We start from the raw sequence: 14,376 nt of genomic DNA on the forward strand, positions 1-14,376 counted from the left end.
TATTGATGGGTTTAAAAACATAAACGACAGTTTTGAACACAGTGTTGGAGACAAACTGCTCATCGCTTTTGTCAAAAGGGTGCAATATCTTTTGGGCTATCGCTCCTCAATAGGCAGATTAAGCGCGGATCAATTTGTTGTATTTAAAAAAGTGGACTCTTTTGAAAGCAGCGGACATAAGATTAAAACCATGCTAGATGAGCTACAAAAACCCTTTGAAATAGAAGATAAACAAATCAGTATCACTGTAAGTATTGGGGCGAGTTTGGCGCCAACGGATGGACGCAGTGGGGCATTGTTGATTAAAAATGCGGATACGGCAAGGCACAAAGTAAAGCAAGAGGGCAGGAGTGGCTACACGTTTTTTAAAGACGAAATGACGCGACTCTCTTATGAGCGTGTTTTGATGATAAACGCCCTTCGTGAGGCGATAGAAAAAGAAGATTTTACGCTTTTTTATCAGCCTCTTCAGGAGCTAAATTCGGGCAAGATTGTGGGTGTTGAGGGGTTGTTGCGCTGGGAGAGCGAAGCTTTTGGGTCGGTTGCTCCTGCTAAGTTTATCCCTCTTGTGGAAGAGACAAAACTCATTGTTCCGTTGGGTGCTTGGGTCATTAACGAAGCATGCCGGCAACTTGCATTGTGGAAAGAAAACCCCTTAACCAAGACGCTCACGCTTGCTATTAATATTTCAGGAGTACAACTTTACCACTGTGATCTTTTCAAAATACTCCAACACGCTGTGCATACGTTTAAGATAGACCCGCATCTTTTGAAACTTGAAATCACCGAATCGACCATGATGAACGCTTCCAATGAGACGGTGGGGCTCTTGCAAAAAATCAAAAACATGGGCATAGCGCTTAGTATTGATGATTTTGGGACGGGGTACTCTTCTCTTGCAAGGCTCAAAAAACTCCCCGTGGATGTGCTCAAAGTCGACAGGAGTTTTACGGTGGATATTCCCCAAGACCAAGATGCGTGCATGTTGGCAAAATCCATTTTGTCCATCGCAAAGCAGATGCGACTTGGCGTGATTGTTGAAGGAGTTGAGACCAAAGAGCAACGCGCGTTTTATGAAAAAGAGAAGGGCTGTGTCCTTCAGGGGTACTTCCTTGCTAAACCCATGCCCATAGAGGCGCTAGAAGAGTGGCTAAAAAACCACGTATAATCCCTTACATGTAAAGGAACTTTATGCGGTGTGATACGTTAACCTCGTTTATGGTGATGGATATTGTGCGCGAAGCCTCACAGTACGACGACGCGATTCATTTTGAGATAGGACAACCCGACCTTGCACCCTCGCCAAAGGTGCTAAGTGCTTTGCAAGAGGCAATAGGAAAAACGGCGTACACGGAGAGCTTGGGATTGTTGGCGCTGAGGCAAAAAATCGCACGTTATTATGCTGTGACTCATGGCGTGGACGTGCCCAGTGAACGCATCGTGCTCACTCCTGGCACGAGTGGGGCTTTTGTGATTGCTTATGCGCTAGCGCTTTCTAAGGGAGAGCGGCTTGGCCTGAGCGACCCTTCGTATCCGTGCTATAAAAACGTGGCGCAGGTGCTGGACATAGAGCCTTATTTTATGCCCATTTCCAAAGAAGACAGCTACCAGCTAACGCCTTTACATGTAAAGGGAAAAGGGCTGCATGCCTTGCAAATTTCTTCCCCCGCAAACCCTACAGGCAATCTTTATGACCCGAACACTTTAAGCGCACTAATCGCTACATGTAAAGAAGAAAAAATAGCCTTTATTTCTGATGAACTGTATCATGGATTGACCTATGGAACAAAAGCACATACGGCGTTGGAGTTTGACAAGGACGCGTATGTGATTAATGGATTTTCCAAGTACTACTGTTTGCCGGGATTTCGCTTGGGGTGGGTGATTGTTCCTCAAAACAAGGTTAGAGAGGCGGAGAAGTTGGCGCAAAATCTCTTTATTTGCCCTGCAACATTAAGCCAATATGCTGCCCTTGAAGCGTTTGACGCGGCGCATTTGGAGAACGTACGCAGGGTATTTGAGGAACGACGTGATTATCTCTATGGCGCTCTTTCCCCTCTTTTTTCTATCGACGCAGCACCCGAGGGGGCTTTTTATCTGTGGGCAGATGTCTCCAAATACACAGACGACAGTACTGCTTTTGCCAAAAAAATGTTAGAAGAAATTCACGTGGCAGTAACGCCTGGAGCGGATTTTGGCACAAATCAAACGCATTTATACGTGCGTTTTGCCTACACGCGAGACATTGCACATATGAAAGAAGGGGTGGCACGCATCAAAAAATGGCTTGGGAGGCACCTGCCTCCCAAGCACTAAGTTCTAAACTGAGAAAGTTTGGTGTTGAGGGTTTCACTCATGGTGCTGAGGTGGTTGGCGGCACTGCTCATCTCTTCCACACTGCGCGCATTTTCGCCCGAAAGGGTGTTGATTTGGCCAATGGTTTCGATAACCTCTTTTACCTTCTCGCCACTTTGGACGTAATCATTGACCGTGGATTCGCTCATAGTGATAGCTTTTTTCATCACTTGGGCCATTTGAGAGATTTTTGCCTCTACGGTTTGAGAGACAGAAGCTAACTCTTCCACTTTTTTAGCGTTTGTGTTCATGCCTTCGCTAGATTCGGTGATGGATTGGACGATGACATTGATGGTAGCGTTAATCTCGGTGAGGGATTTTTGAGTGCGTTCTGCCAGTTTCCGTACTTCATCGGCCACAACAGCAAAGCCACGTCCGTGCTCTCCTGCGCGCGCCGCTTCGATGGCAGCATTGAGGGCGAGTAAGTTGGTTTGTTCAGCGATGTCAGAGATGACGGTGAGAATGTCTTTGACTTGACTCGCTTCACTGCTTAAATGTTCAATGCGGCGTGCCATTTCAATTTCATTATGGGCGCTGTGTTGGATTTCGCTATTGAGGTGCAAGATAGACTCATTGGCTTCGCCAACATACCCAAGGGCCTTGGAGAGCTCCTCTTTGTTGGTTTTGGCTTTTTCAATGGAGGTTTGCATCTCGTTGCGAATGTGCTTGGATTGTTCGGTGGTGGTGCTGACAAGGTGGGTTGTCTCTTCGACGCGCTTGCCTGTTTGCATGGTGGTGGAAGAAAATTCATTGGCAATGGAAGAGTTTTCACTAGAGACAGATTTAATTTCTGTAATAGTGGTGCGTACTTTTTCAATGAAATGGTTAATCTGCTCGCTCACAAGGGCCACTTCATCATCTCCTTTGACGGCCATTTTGCGGGTCAAGTCGCCTTCACCCGAAGCGATGTCTTTAACATTGTCGCGCAAAGCATTAAGAGGCTTGGCAATCATGCGTTGGGCCAAAAAGGTGTTAATGGCAACCAGTAAAAGGGTGAGGATAATAATGCCAATGATTAGGGTTTTTTCAATCTCATAAACCACGGCCATAAATTCATCCATATTTGCACTTGCCACAATAACCCAGTTGAGTTTTTCAAAAGCAGAAGTAATATAAAACTTATGAGTCCCTTGGTAGGTGTCTTCAAAGCTCCCTCCAATGTTGGCCATGATTTTGCTATAGGTTTGGAGACTATCGGCAGGTTTTCCCTCAAGAGTTGGGTGAATTTCTACGACATTGGTGCGGGTGTTTAGGATGTAGTAGTAGCCATTTTCGCCAATCTTAATCTCTTTGAGGCTTTGCTTAACGCCTTGAAATGCATCGGTGAAATTGTACCCAATAAACAAGATACCAATAAGCTCTTTTTCAGGATTGTAGATAGGGGAGTAGCGGGTCATGTAGTCTTTGCCAAATAAGCGGGCAATGCCGATGTAGGTTTCTCCTTTTATGATGGGCGCGTAAGCGGGAGAGTTTTTGCCCAGAAACGTTCCCATGGCACGGTCACCGTTTTCTTTGCGCAAAGAAGTGGTGATGCGTAAAAAATCATCCCCTACTTTGGCAAACACTGTTGCTACAGCGCCACTGCCTGCGGTAAAGTCATCTACAACCGTAAAATCGTTGTTTAAAATGGTGGGCCCACTGATCATCGCAGGTACATCGATGCCTGCAACGGGAACATTCATGCTTTGGACTTGGTTGAAAGTGTTATAGCGCCCAAAGGATTGCTCTAAAACAGAGTAAAGGACATTGGTACTGCTAAGGCTTTCGTTGTAAAACACGTCAAGCATTTTATTGGCCATGACAAGATTTTCACTGATGCCATTTTTAGCATCTTCTGCAATTTGGCTCTTAAGGACATAGTCTAGATAAAGTACGTTGCCGCCCATGGCAAGCACAAGAATAAAGGCAAGAAAAGTAGAGATTTTCCCCCCGATAGTTTTAAAATAATTCACAACAACCCTCCTACGGAACAATGATGATAATTTTAAAAAGTATATCCTAAATGACAAGCATATGACAAGAAATTTTACGTGTAAGGCGTATTACCGCGAAAGAGCGAAGCCTATGCTAACCCGATTGGTCAGTTTGTCGTAATCAATTAAGCTTTCACCATAACCATAGTAATACTGAATAAACCCAAAAACACCAGATTCTAGAAGTGGGAAGCTCCACTCTAGGGCTACGCCACTACGGTTGTTGGAGGTGTGGAGGTTGTTGGTGAGTGTGGCTTTAAAGAGATTTTTCCCCTTGGGGTAGAGCAAGGTAAGGTCGCCGTAGCCGAGGTAATCATGAATGTCAGGATTGTCATCTTTGTCTGATTCGCGCAAGCGGTACCATACTCTTGGGGTTACAAAAACGGTACCAATTTGTAAAATCGTGCTGGCATACAAGCGGTCCCAGGAGCGGGATTTTTGGCCATCTTGGCCGTTGGATTGGTGAAGATAACCAAATTTAAAGGCTTTAAAGGTGCTTCCATCGCCCTTGTAAGGAACGGTTACAAAAAACTCAGGCTGGTAGTTGGTTTCCCGAAAAGGGGAGGACTCTTGGAGGATTTGCCACCACGCAGTTTGGGTGTAGCCAAAAGAGTAGCTCTCGTCTAGCCCAAGCCAATCATGCCCTAGCTCTTTTTGAAAACTAAACTGAAATTTTGTCTCGGTTTTCTTACGGCCACTGCTTGCGCGCCCGTCATAGCTAAAGGGGGCAAGGTAATTGGTGTGGTAGGGGATGAGTCCAAATGTTCCAGAGATCATTTGAAGGATGGTCTCTTGGGCGTCCCCGTCTTCAATAGGGTCAAGGTGCGCACTGTAGGCCTTGGCGCGCTCGTATTGGCGCACATAAGGCGGTATGGCTTGAAGCCTCTTTTCAAGGGCTGCAGGAGTTTCCTTGGGTTGAGGCGAGGCTGGATTTGTTGAAGCTAGGGCGGCTTTTTTGTACCACTCCATGGCATTTTGAATGTCGCCTTTGGCTTCGTACTCGCGCGCTATTTCGATCATATCAGACTGGGCAAACGCAACACAAGCTCCCGCAAAGAGTGCTAAAAATAGTATAAGCTTGGGCATTAGTACTCGTAATCTACTACTTTGGTTTGGGTGTTGATGGATTTTAAAAACGTTACGACCTCTACATGTACAGGGTCGACAGCGTAGCGTGCTAAATCCTCTTTGGTGTAAAAATCTGTGATGAGTGCCAAATCAAACGCGCGCTCTTGGTCGCAAAAATTCACGCCTACTTCGATGTGGCTTAAGTAAGGAATCTTGCCCTGCATGCTCATGATGCGCGCTTTTACAGCCTCTTTGTTGGCCTCAGAGTTGTCTTCGAGTTTAAAAAAAACGATGTGTTTAATCATGGGTTACTCCTTTTTTCAAGTAGGATAGCACAAGAAAGGTTAAAGGTCGCATGTAATCTACAGCGCCGCTTCGTATTCGTGCGGGTGGTTGAGGTTGGTAAAGGGCGCGGTTTCATCAAATTCCACATACACCGCGTTGGCGCGTTCTAGTAAGATACCCAGTTTATGGTCTCCTTGGCAGGCCAAAGTGTTGGCAAGAGGAGCAAGGGAGCTGTGGTAGAGGCCACACAAAGGGTGGCGGGTGTGCGGGTCGCGGGGGATGAGTGCGTTGGCGTGGGTGGCTTGGGCGGCCTTCCATAGGGCCTCAATGTGTTTTTTTTCCACAAACGGGGCGTCCACACTCAGGCAAAAAACATAGGTGTCAGTAAAGTGTTCTAACACCGAAGAAAGCGCGACCATGGGTGAAAAGCTCTCTTGTTCGGTGTCTAAAATGAGCGAAAATTCTCCGTTAAATTTGTCGGTTTTGGTGCTTACATGTAAGGAGCTAAACAGCGGCAAAAGGCGGGAGGCTTGGTAGTGGGTGAGGGTGGCGTGTCCGTGAAAAGGGAGCAAGGATTTGTCTTGCCCCATGCGCGAACTTTTTCCCCCGGCGATGATGACACAGGGGAAGGGAAACATTATAAATCCCTTGGGTCGGCGATTTTCCCAGCAATGGCAGAAGCGGCTGCTACTGCGGAGTTGGCCAAATAAATCTCACTGGTGCGGTCTCCCATGCGGCCCACAAAGTTGCGGTTGGTGGTGGCCACACAACGCTCTCCTTTGCCTAAAATCCCCATGTAGCCACCAAGACATGCGCCGCAGGTGGGGTTGGAAAACACGCCGCCTGCTTCGATGAAGATGTCTACGAGCCCTTCTTTTTGGGCTTGTTGGGCGATTTTTTGGGTCGCTGGGGTGATGATGAGGCGGGTTTTGCGCGCCACACGTTTACCCTTTAAAATCTCCGCGGCGATGCGTAGGTCGCTGATGCGTCCGTTGGTGCAACTGCCGATGAAAACTTGGTCGATGGCCAAATCGTCTTTGACTGCTTGGCGCACGCTTTTGCCATTACTGGGCAAGAACGGATACGCGATAACAGGGTCAAGGTTGCTCACGTCCACTTCGAGGGTTTGCACATACGTCGCGTCGGCGTCAGAATAAAAATACTTGGGCTGACGGGGTAAAGTTTTGTCCGCTAAAAAGGCTTTGGTGATCTCATCTGCAGCGATGATGCCGTTTTTGGCACCCGCTTCGATGGCCATGTTGCACAAACTAAAGCGGTCGTCCATCTTTAAATGTGCAATAGCATCGCCCATGAATTCGAGGCTTTTGTACAGGGCGCCGTCCACCCCGATTTGGCGGATGATTTCAAGGATGAGGTCTTTGCCGTAAATGTGCTGACCAGGTTTTCCTGTAAAGACCACGCGGATGGCTTCGGGTACTTTAAACCAGTTGCGCCCTGTAATCATCGCATAGGCCAAATCCGTCGAACCCATGCCCGTAGCAAAGGTGCCAAGGGCGCCGTGGGTACAGGTATGGCTGTCTGCGCCGATGATGACGTCGCCTGGGACGATGAGTCCTTTTTCAGGCAAAAGGGCGTGTTCGATACCCATGTCTTTTTCGTCAAAATAGTGCTTCAAGTCGTGCTTGTAGGCAAACTCACGGCTGATTTTAGCTTGGTTGGCACTAGCGATGTCTTTGGCGGGAATGTAGTGGTCCATGACGATGGAAAAACCGTCGGGATTGGCCAGTGTGGTCGCGCCACTTTCTTCAAAGGCACGGATGGAAATGGGCGTGGTGATGTCGTTGCCGATGACCATGTCGATGGGGCTTTGGACGATTTGGCCAGCTTTTGCTTCAAGGGCACAGTGGTCGGAGAAGATTTTTTCGGTGATGGTTTGTTGCATGGGAACCTCGTTAATGGCGATGCGCGTGCCTAGTGTCTCTCATTTGGGAAAGTTGCGTTTTTTCCTGCGGAGCGCTAAAGCGGTCTCTTTGGATGGCAAAACTCGGCTACGCCTCAAACAGTTGCCATCCATCCCAAGGGACCAGACACCCCTTTAGCTAAAAACGCAAATCCCTGCTTCGTGCCACTAGGCACACGTTTAAAAATTGGGTCGATTCTAGCAAAGTTTGGTTTAAAAGCGGGTATAATCGCGTTATAAACCCTCAATAATAGTTTAGCGCCTCGCCCAAAAGAAGGATGTATAGAAGTGAAACAGTATCAACTCCAAGAACTTGCCCAGTATTTATCCCACTTTCGTAAAATCCACGTTATCGAACGGGTGGATGATATGGTGCTTAAAATCGTGTTTGACCGACACGAGCCGCTTTTTTTTGACCTGCGCCGTGGGGATGCCCATGTGTTTATGTGTGAAGATTTTAAACGTGCCAAAGTCTATGGTGCGCCTTTTGATGTGTTGCTACGCAAGTATTTTGCCAAGGCGACACTCTTACATGTAGAGGTGCCCGAGGGCAATCGCATTATGCGTTTACATGTAAGTGCTAGCAACCAGTACAAGGCGAGCGAATACGTGTTGCAGTTGGAGTTTACGGGGCGCAATACCAATGTCATTATGTTAGACACCCAAGAGATCGTCCAAGAAGCGTTGCGGCACATTGACGCGAGTGTTTCGTTTCGTTCGGTCAAGGTTGGGGAGCCTTTGTTAGCGCTTCCACCGCGGGAATTTTCAGAAACCAAAGCCCCTTTTGTGTTGCCCGAAGCACTTTTTGAAGCGTATGAAGAGCGCAACAGCGCCAGACTTACCCAGGCGATTTCCCTTAAAAAAGCGCAATTGGCGAAAAAACTGGAGCGTTTTCGTGCACACTTGGGAAAACTTGAAAGCGAAGAAGAGTTAGAAGCAAAAGCCCAAGTGTTGTACTACGAGGGTTCTTTGGTGTTGGCTAATTTACACCGCATTCCGCCGTATGCACCGCAGGTTGAAGTGGAAGATTTTGAGCAAAAGCCGTACACATTGAACCTTCCTCCAAACGCCAGAACGCCCCAAGAAGCGGCCAATCTACTCTTTTCTCAGGCAAAAAAACTGCGCCAAAAAGCCAGTTCGCTGCACATCGAACGGGAAAATCTAGAAGGAAAGATTGCCTTTTGGGAGCGCCTTGATGGGGTGCTTGGGCGCGCTAAGAGTGTAGAAGAGTTGAACATTTTATTGCCCAAGCAAACCCACGCCAAAAAGACCCAGCGGGAAAATCTTTCGTATGAGAGTTTTTACATCGAAGGCCACAAGGTCATGGTGGGAAAAAACGAAAAAGGAAACATTGCCCTGCTTAAGGAGGCGAAAAAAAGTGATGTATGGTTACATGTAAAGGATATGCCCTCTTCTCATGTCATTATCCGTACCGATAAGCAAAGTGTGCCCTCTCAAGTGCTCTCTTTTGCAGCAAAGTTATGCGTAGAATTTAGCCAGACTCAAGGGGGAAATTATTTGGTCGATTATACACCCAGACGAAATGTCAAAATGGTGCAAGGTGCCCTTGTGCATTATGTGGAGTATCAGACGCTAAGCGTCACAAAGGAGTAGTCCATGGCTGTTAGTCCCATCGGTGGAATGGTGTACGCGAACCAAAGCCTTCCTATGGCTGCTTCAAAGCAAATGGATTTTCAAACGCGCATGGAAGCACAAAACCTCGCCGCTGGCGTAGCCGCCAACGAAAAAGACAAAGAAGTGCAAGCGGTGCGTCCCACCGAAGAAACCCATAAAATCGACCCCGAAAGAGAGCACGAGCAAAAGAAAAAAGACCAAGAAGCTGGTGCTGATGAGAGCCAAGTGTTTCGCAAAAAACATGAAGAGGACGAAGAGGATTTGCCTCCTCCGCCCCGTCTTTTAGACATTACCATTTAGCCATGCTTTTAGCAAATCCTCACCTTAGCTTTGGTAAGATGCCGTAAACTTCCCCTCTCCAAAGGACGTCCCATGAATGAAAACACCCTTGAGCGCATTGTGACAGGCGTTGTTATGCTTGTTGTTGCCGTTCTTTTGGCACTTGTAGATAGCTTTTTGGTAACGTGGTTTATGTTGGGACTAATCTACTTGATTGCCTTTCGCGAAGCGTGCAAACTGTTCCAAACAGAAAATACGACGATTTATGTCCTTGCTCTTGGTTTGTGGATTGTGGCAGGTTTTAGTGCCGCCCCAGAATACCTAGGCGTGCTTGTGGTGCTTGGTCTTGTGGCAATGATGGCACACCAAAAAGAGATGGATACGTCCATTTTAAAGCCTTTTTTGTACCCCACAATGTCTATGCTCTTTTTACTCTCATTGTACGTGAGTGCAGGAATGCCAGCACTTATTTGGCTTGTACTTATTGTGGCACTGACCGATACAGGTGCATTTATTGTAGGTAAAAACTTTGGCAAAACCTCTTTTTCGCCCACTTCTCCCAATAAAACATGGGAAGGAGTTGTGGGGGGTATTGCTGTGGCGACATTGGCAGGAGCATTTTTTGGGATGGCTTCGGTAGGTTTTTTAAGTGCTTTGATGATTGCTTTTTTAACCAGTGCTGCTTCTGTATGGGGAGATTTGTTTGAGAGTTACCTCAAGCGTGAAGCGGACGTGAAAGATAGTGGGACGATTTTCCCAGGACATGGGGGGATGCTTGACCGGCTTGATGGTTACCTTTTTGGAGGGATTGTGTTGTTTGTGTTGCTCAAAAGTTTTGCATAACCGATGGTTGTATTAGGCAGCACAGGGTCTATTGGGGTTAATGCCCTGCACATTGCCAAGGCGCACGGTTTACATGTAGAAGGGCTGTGTGCGGGCCGTAATGTCGCGCTGTTAAACGAACAAATCAACGCCTTTAATCCTAAGTTTGTCGTCATTGGCGAGGCCGCGCTAGCCCATCAGGTTGCTCATCCTAATGTTTGGGTGGGGGAAGAGGGCATCATGCGGATGCTTGAAGAGGCTAAAAGCCCCCTCGTGGTCAATGCCTTGGTGGGCTTTTTGGGTTTAAAGCCCACCCTAAAAGCCCAAAGCCTAGGCAAAAAAGTCGCCTTGGCCAACAAAGAGTCCTTAGTGGCCGCGGGGGCATTTTTAGACACAAGCGCCATCGTGCCCATTGACAGCGAACATTTTGGCCTGTGGTATTTGCTCTCGCACCGCCCCATGAAACGCCTGTGTATCACCGCAAGCGGGGGTGCTTTTCGGGACACACCCTTGGACCAACTTCCTCACATGCGCCCCCAAGATGCCCTCAAGCACCCCAACTGGTCCATGGGGCAAAAAATCACCATCGACAGCGCCACCATGGTTAATAAGCTTTTTGAACTCTTAGAAGCGCAGTGGCTCTTTACATGTAAGGCTTACGACGCTTTCATTGAAACCAAATCCATCATCCACGCACTCATCGACTTTGAAGATGGCAGTTCCACAGCCCACATTGCGGGGACAAGCATGCAACTGCCCATCGCCTTTGCCCTCTTGGGTGAAGTGAAAGAAGCAGTATTGCCAAGCGTGGATTTGACCCAAGTGGGAAGCTTGGAGTTTCGCTCCATTGACCCTGCGCGTTATCCTGTGTGGGAGCTTAAAAATGCGCTTTTGGAAAACCCAAAACTGGGTGCGGTGGTGAATGCCGCCAACGAAGCCATGATGACCCATTTTTTAGAAGGACGGTGTGGGGTAGTGCAAATGGCCAGAGGCATTGTGCAAGCCTATGAAGCCTATGAAACACAAGAGCCCCAAGCTTTAGAGGATGTGTTTGCGTTAGACAAAGAAGTGCGTGCATTTTGTAAAAATCCAATTTTTTAAGAGGTGTTGATGAGCAAGATTGCCTACCGTTTTACGCTCAAGGAGAGCATTGTTGGCTTGCAGTTTTTATTTGTTGCCTTTGGGGCCTTGGTGTTGGTGCCACTTCTGACGGGACTTGACCCAAATGTAGCACTGTTTACTGCGGGGATTGGGACACTGATTTTTCAGTTTGTTAACCGCCAAAACGTACCGCCGATTTTCTTGGCTTCCTCTTTTGCGTTTATCGCACCCATTATTTATGGGGTGCAAACATGGGGCATCGCAGGGACAATGTCGGGCCTAATTGCAGCGGGTGTATTTTACATTTTGCTAAGCTTCCTCGTGCGGGTGCGCGGGTCGGAGTTTTTGCACCGCTTGTTGCCAGCGGTGGTCGTGGGGCCAGTGATTATGACCATTGGGCTTATTCTTTCGCCTGTGGCTGTGAACATGGCTCTTGGAAAAACAGGTGATGGTGCTGTTCAGCTTGTGCCCCAAACACCCTCGATGATTATCGCCTTTATCACCTTAGCGGTGACAATCATGGTTACGCTCAAAGGGACAGGGATTTTTCGCTTGCTTCCTATCTTTTTTGGGATCATTACAGGGTATGTGGTGGCGTTGGCGTTGGGTGTTGTGAGTTTTGATTCTTTTTACAATGCACCGTTGTTTGCCATGCCCGCTTTTGTATTTCCTGAGTTTAACCTTGAAGCCATTATCTTCATCTTGCCTATTGCTATTGCCCCTGCGGTGGAGCACGTGGGCGATATGTTGGCCATTAGTAATGTTACCAAGGAAGATTACCTTAAAAAACCAGGCCTTCAAAATACCCTTTTGGGTGATGGTTTAGCCACTTCTGCGGCGTCGCTTTTGGGTGGCCCACCTAATACAACCTATTCCGAAGTCACGGGTGCGGTGACCATCACCAAAGCCTTCAATCCTGCCATCATGACATGGGCGGCGATTTTTGCCATTGTCCTTGCGTTTGTGGGGAAACTTGGTGGTTTGTTGGCGACTATTCCTGTGCCAGTAATGGGCGGCATTTTGCTCTTGTTGTTTGGGATTATCACGGCTGTGGGCATGGAAACGCTCATTAAAGAGAAGGTTGATTTAGCCGATCCGCGTAACATGATTATCGTTTCCATCATTCTTGTGTTTGCCATTGGCGGGATGACCTTTAATTTTGGCGGTGTGGGGTTTAGTGGGATTGGACTTGGGGCAATTGTGGGGATTTTACTTAACCTCGTGTTGCCAAAAACAAAGCATTTTGACGGCTACTAGCACGTAAAAGAGGGGGCATGTGCCCCCTTAGTGTTTTTGTATCACCATCCGAATGAGGTAGCGCTCTTCTTTTAAACCCTTTCCATGAGTGATCAAGGAGAGCTCTTTACCTAATTTAAGAAGACGGCAAGGTAAGCTTTCAAAAAGCGTATACAGAGCAATGAGCCCGTAAGGCTCTATGGCGGGATCTGCATGAGCTGAGGGTTTGCCATCCCCTATGACCTCTCCTATTAAAATACCTTTTGGCGCCAATGAAGAGAGGATTTTTTCAAATAAAAACGTGTGCTTGGAGCTAGAGAGTTCAAGCTCTCCTAAAACAATCGCATCATAAGTGTGGGGAAGTTGCCAGTATTCGATGCGTGTATGGCGAGTGATAATAAACAATCCTTCTTTACTGGCCTCTTCTTGCAGGTGAACAAGCTCTGCATTGTTCGCATCCAAGACCTCTACATGTAAGCCCATTTTTGCAACCAAAAGAGCATTTTTGGTATGGTTTTTCCCCAAAAAAAGAACCCTACTTCCTGCTGGTATAGCGCTGAGGTTTGCCATGGCAAAATTGTACGGTTCGGTACGCCTGTCTAGGGTCATGGTTTAGCCCATCGGATATAAAATAGCTTGCTGCACTTCATGCAAGGCACGCAAGAGCTCTGGGTTAAGGCTTACATGTAAAGCCGCCAAAGTTTCATCCAACTGCCCTGCGTGGGTCGCTCCGATGATGGAAGAAGCTACAAAGGGGTGTTGCATACTCCAAGCGGTTGCCATGGTGGTGAGGTTTAGTCCGTATTCAGTGGCGATGGTTTGGTAGCGCGCCGTGGCTTCGAGGGTTTTAGTGTTGACAAAGCGTCCAGCTTGGGCTTGAAGGCGTGGGTTTTGGTGGTTCACATACTTGGCAAAGCGCGCGGTTGGCGGGAAAAATCCACCATTGTATTTGCCCGTAAGCACCCCGCCAGCCAAGGGCGAATAGGGTAACAAGGAAATGGACTCTTTTTCACACACGGTGCTAAGTTCATCTAAAAAGCGCGGGTTGAGCAGGGAAAAATTGTTTTGAATGGATTCAAAGCGCGTTAAACCTTTGAATCTAGCGGTTTCGTTGGCTTTAGTGAGTCCGTATGCGGAGTCGTTGGAAGTCCCAATGACACGGATTTTCCCTGCTTTGACCAGTTCATCCAATACAGATAAGCTCTCTTCAATGGGCACGGTTTGGTCGGGCCAGTGGATTTGGTAGAGATCGATATAATCGGTTTTTAGGCGTTTTAGGCTTCCCTCAAGGGCGCGGGTGATGTGAAAGCGGTCGATGGCGGTAAGGCCGTGGCGAATGGGCGGAACAAACCACCCGTTCGCAGCACCTGCGACCTTGGTGGCAAGGATGATGGAGTCGCGCGGTTTGGTTTTAAGCCATTCGCCCACAATCTCTTCCGTGCGCCCCGCAAGTTCACCACTTGGAGGTACAGGGTAAAGCTCGGCGGTGTCAAAAAAGTTAATGCCCGCGTCGTAGGCTTTGTCTAAAATTTTAAAGGCTTCTTTTTTATCGCATTGGGTTCCAAAGGTCATGGTGCCCATGCACAGCGGGCTGACTCTTAATCCACTTTTGCCAACATAACGGTAATTCATGGTGCTCCTTAATTCTGGCGGTATAATTGTAACAAAAAACTCAGCATCTGCGTGGTATACTAAGCCTTT

The 14,376-nt window shown here is 47.7% G+C and carries 14 protein-coding genes; 7 read left to right on the forward strand and 7 right to left on the reverse strand.

Annotation, left to right across the window (positions count from 1 at the left end; translation table 11 throughout):
- Together JWV37_RS06540 and JWV37_RS06545 are read left to right on the forward strand one after the other, a co-directional pair.
- On the forward strand, window positions 1-1,168 hold a 1,168-nt coding region (locus JWV37_RS06540), incomplete at its 5' end, for a putative bifunctional diguanylate cyclase/phosphodiesterase (protein ID WP_205458982.1).
- Between the two features lie 23 nt (window positions 1,169-1,191).
- Window positions 1,192-2,316 carry an aminotransferase class I/II-fold pyridoxal phosphate-dependent enzyme gene (locus JWV37_RS06545; RefSeq protein WP_205458983.1) on the forward strand — a complete coding sequence of 375 codons (1,125 nt, stop codon included), beginning with the start codon at window positions 1,192-1,194 and terminating at the stop codon, window positions 2,314-2,316.
- Here the strand turns inward: JWV37_RS06545 and JWV37_RS06550 are convergent.
- The 5 genes from JWV37_RS06550 to JWV37_RS06570 form a co-directional block, all read right to left on the reverse strand.
- The gene (locus tag JWV37_RS06550; RefSeq protein ID WP_205458984.1) at window positions 2,313-4,307 is read right to left on the reverse strand and encodes a methyl-accepting chemotaxis protein; all 1,995 of its coding nucleotides are present in this window, start codon (window positions 4,305-4,307) and stop codon (window positions 2,313-2,315) included. The two genes, JWV37_RS06545 and JWV37_RS06550, sit on opposite strands and share 4 nt — an antisense overlap.
- Before the next feature lie 90 nt (window positions 4,308-4,397).
- The gene (locus JWV37_RS06555) at window positions 4,398-5,414 is read right to left on the reverse strand and encodes a phospholipase A (RefSeq protein ID WP_205458985.1); all 1,017 of its coding nucleotides are present in this window, start codon (window positions 5,412-5,414) and stop codon (window positions 4,398-4,400) included.
- The gene (locus JWV37_RS06560) at window positions 5,414-5,701 is read right to left on the reverse strand and encodes a Dabb family protein (RefSeq protein ID WP_205458986.1); all 288 of its coding nucleotides are present in this window, start codon (window positions 5,699-5,701) and stop codon (window positions 5,414-5,416) included. The genes JWV37_RS06555 and JWV37_RS06560 overlap by 1 nt, the downstream gene beginning before the upstream one ends.
- A 57-nt stretch (window positions 5,702-5,758) precedes the next feature.
- On the reverse strand, window positions 5,759-6,319 hold the full coding sequence (locus tag JWV37_RS06565; protein ID WP_205458987.1) for an NTP transferase domain-containing protein: 561 nt from the start codon (window positions 6,317-6,319) through the stop codon (window positions 5,759-5,761).
- Complete coding sequence (locus JWV37_RS06570) at window positions 6,319-7,584, reverse strand: 3-isopropylmalate dehydratase large subunit (RefSeq protein WP_205458988.1); 1,266 nt, start codon at window positions 7,582-7,584, stop codon at window positions 6,319-6,321. Before JWV37_RS06570 ends, JWV37_RS06565 begins: the two co-directional genes overlap by 1 nt.
- Before the next feature lie 306 nt (window positions 7,585-7,890).
- Between JWV37_RS06570 and JWV37_RS12915 the strand changes: the two genes are divergently transcribed.
- From JWV37_RS12915 to JWV37_RS06595, 5 genes are all read left to right on the forward strand, one after another.
- Window positions 7,891-9,216: an NFACT RNA binding domain-containing protein gene (locus tag JWV37_RS12915; protein ID WP_205458989.1), complete on the forward strand. Its 1,326-nt coding sequence runs from the start codon at window positions 7,891-7,893 to the stop codon at window positions 9,214-9,216.
- Between the two features lie 3 nt (window positions 9,217-9,219).
- Window positions 9,220-9,537: a hypothetical protein gene (locus JWV37_RS06580; protein ID WP_205458990.1), complete on the forward strand. Its 318-nt coding sequence runs from the start codon at window positions 9,220-9,222 to the stop codon at window positions 9,535-9,537.
- A gap of 72 nt (window positions 9,538-9,609) precedes the next feature.
- Window positions 9,610-10,359 (forward strand): phosphatidate cytidylyltransferase, encoded by a 750-nt coding sequence (locus JWV37_RS06585; RefSeq protein ID WP_205458991.1) that lies wholly within the window; start codon window positions 9,610-9,612, stop codon window positions 10,357-10,359.
- Window positions 10,360-10,362: 3 nt separating this feature from the next.
- On the forward strand, window positions 10,363-11,439 hold the full coding sequence (dxr, locus tag JWV37_RS06590) for a 1-deoxy-D-xylulose-5-phosphate reductoisomerase (RefSeq protein ID WP_205458992.1): 1,077 nt from the start codon (window positions 10,363-10,365) through the stop codon (window positions 11,437-11,439).
- Window positions 11,440-11,448: 9 nt separating this feature from the next.
- Complete coding sequence (locus JWV37_RS06595) at window positions 11,449-12,696, forward strand: uracil-xanthine permease family protein (RefSeq protein WP_205458993.1); 1,248 nt, start codon at window positions 11,449-11,451, stop codon at window positions 12,694-12,696.
- 27 nt (window positions 12,697-12,723) lie between these two features.
- Here JWV37_RS06595 and JWV37_RS06600 read toward each other — a convergent pair whose 3' ends face one another.
- Both JWV37_RS06600 and JWV37_RS06605 read right to left on the reverse strand, forming a co-directional pair.
- A complete protein-coding gene (locus tag JWV37_RS06600; protein WP_205458994.1) occupies window positions 12,724-13,284 on the reverse strand; it encodes a class I SAM-dependent methyltransferase in 561 nt (186 codons plus the stop codon).
- A 3-nt stretch (window positions 13,285-13,287) separates the two neighbouring features.
- On the reverse strand, window positions 13,288-14,307 hold the full coding sequence (locus tag JWV37_RS06605; protein ID WP_205458995.1) for an aldo/keto reductase: 1,020 nt from the start codon (window positions 14,305-14,307) through the stop codon (window positions 13,288-13,290).
- Between the last annotated feature and the right edge of the window lie 69 nt (window positions 14,308-14,376).

This window comes from Sulfurospirillum tamanense, assembly GCF_016937535.1.
GTDB lineage: Bacteria > Campylobacterota > Campylobacteria > Campylobacterales > Campylobacteraceae > Sulfurospirillum_B > Sulfurospirillum_B tamanense.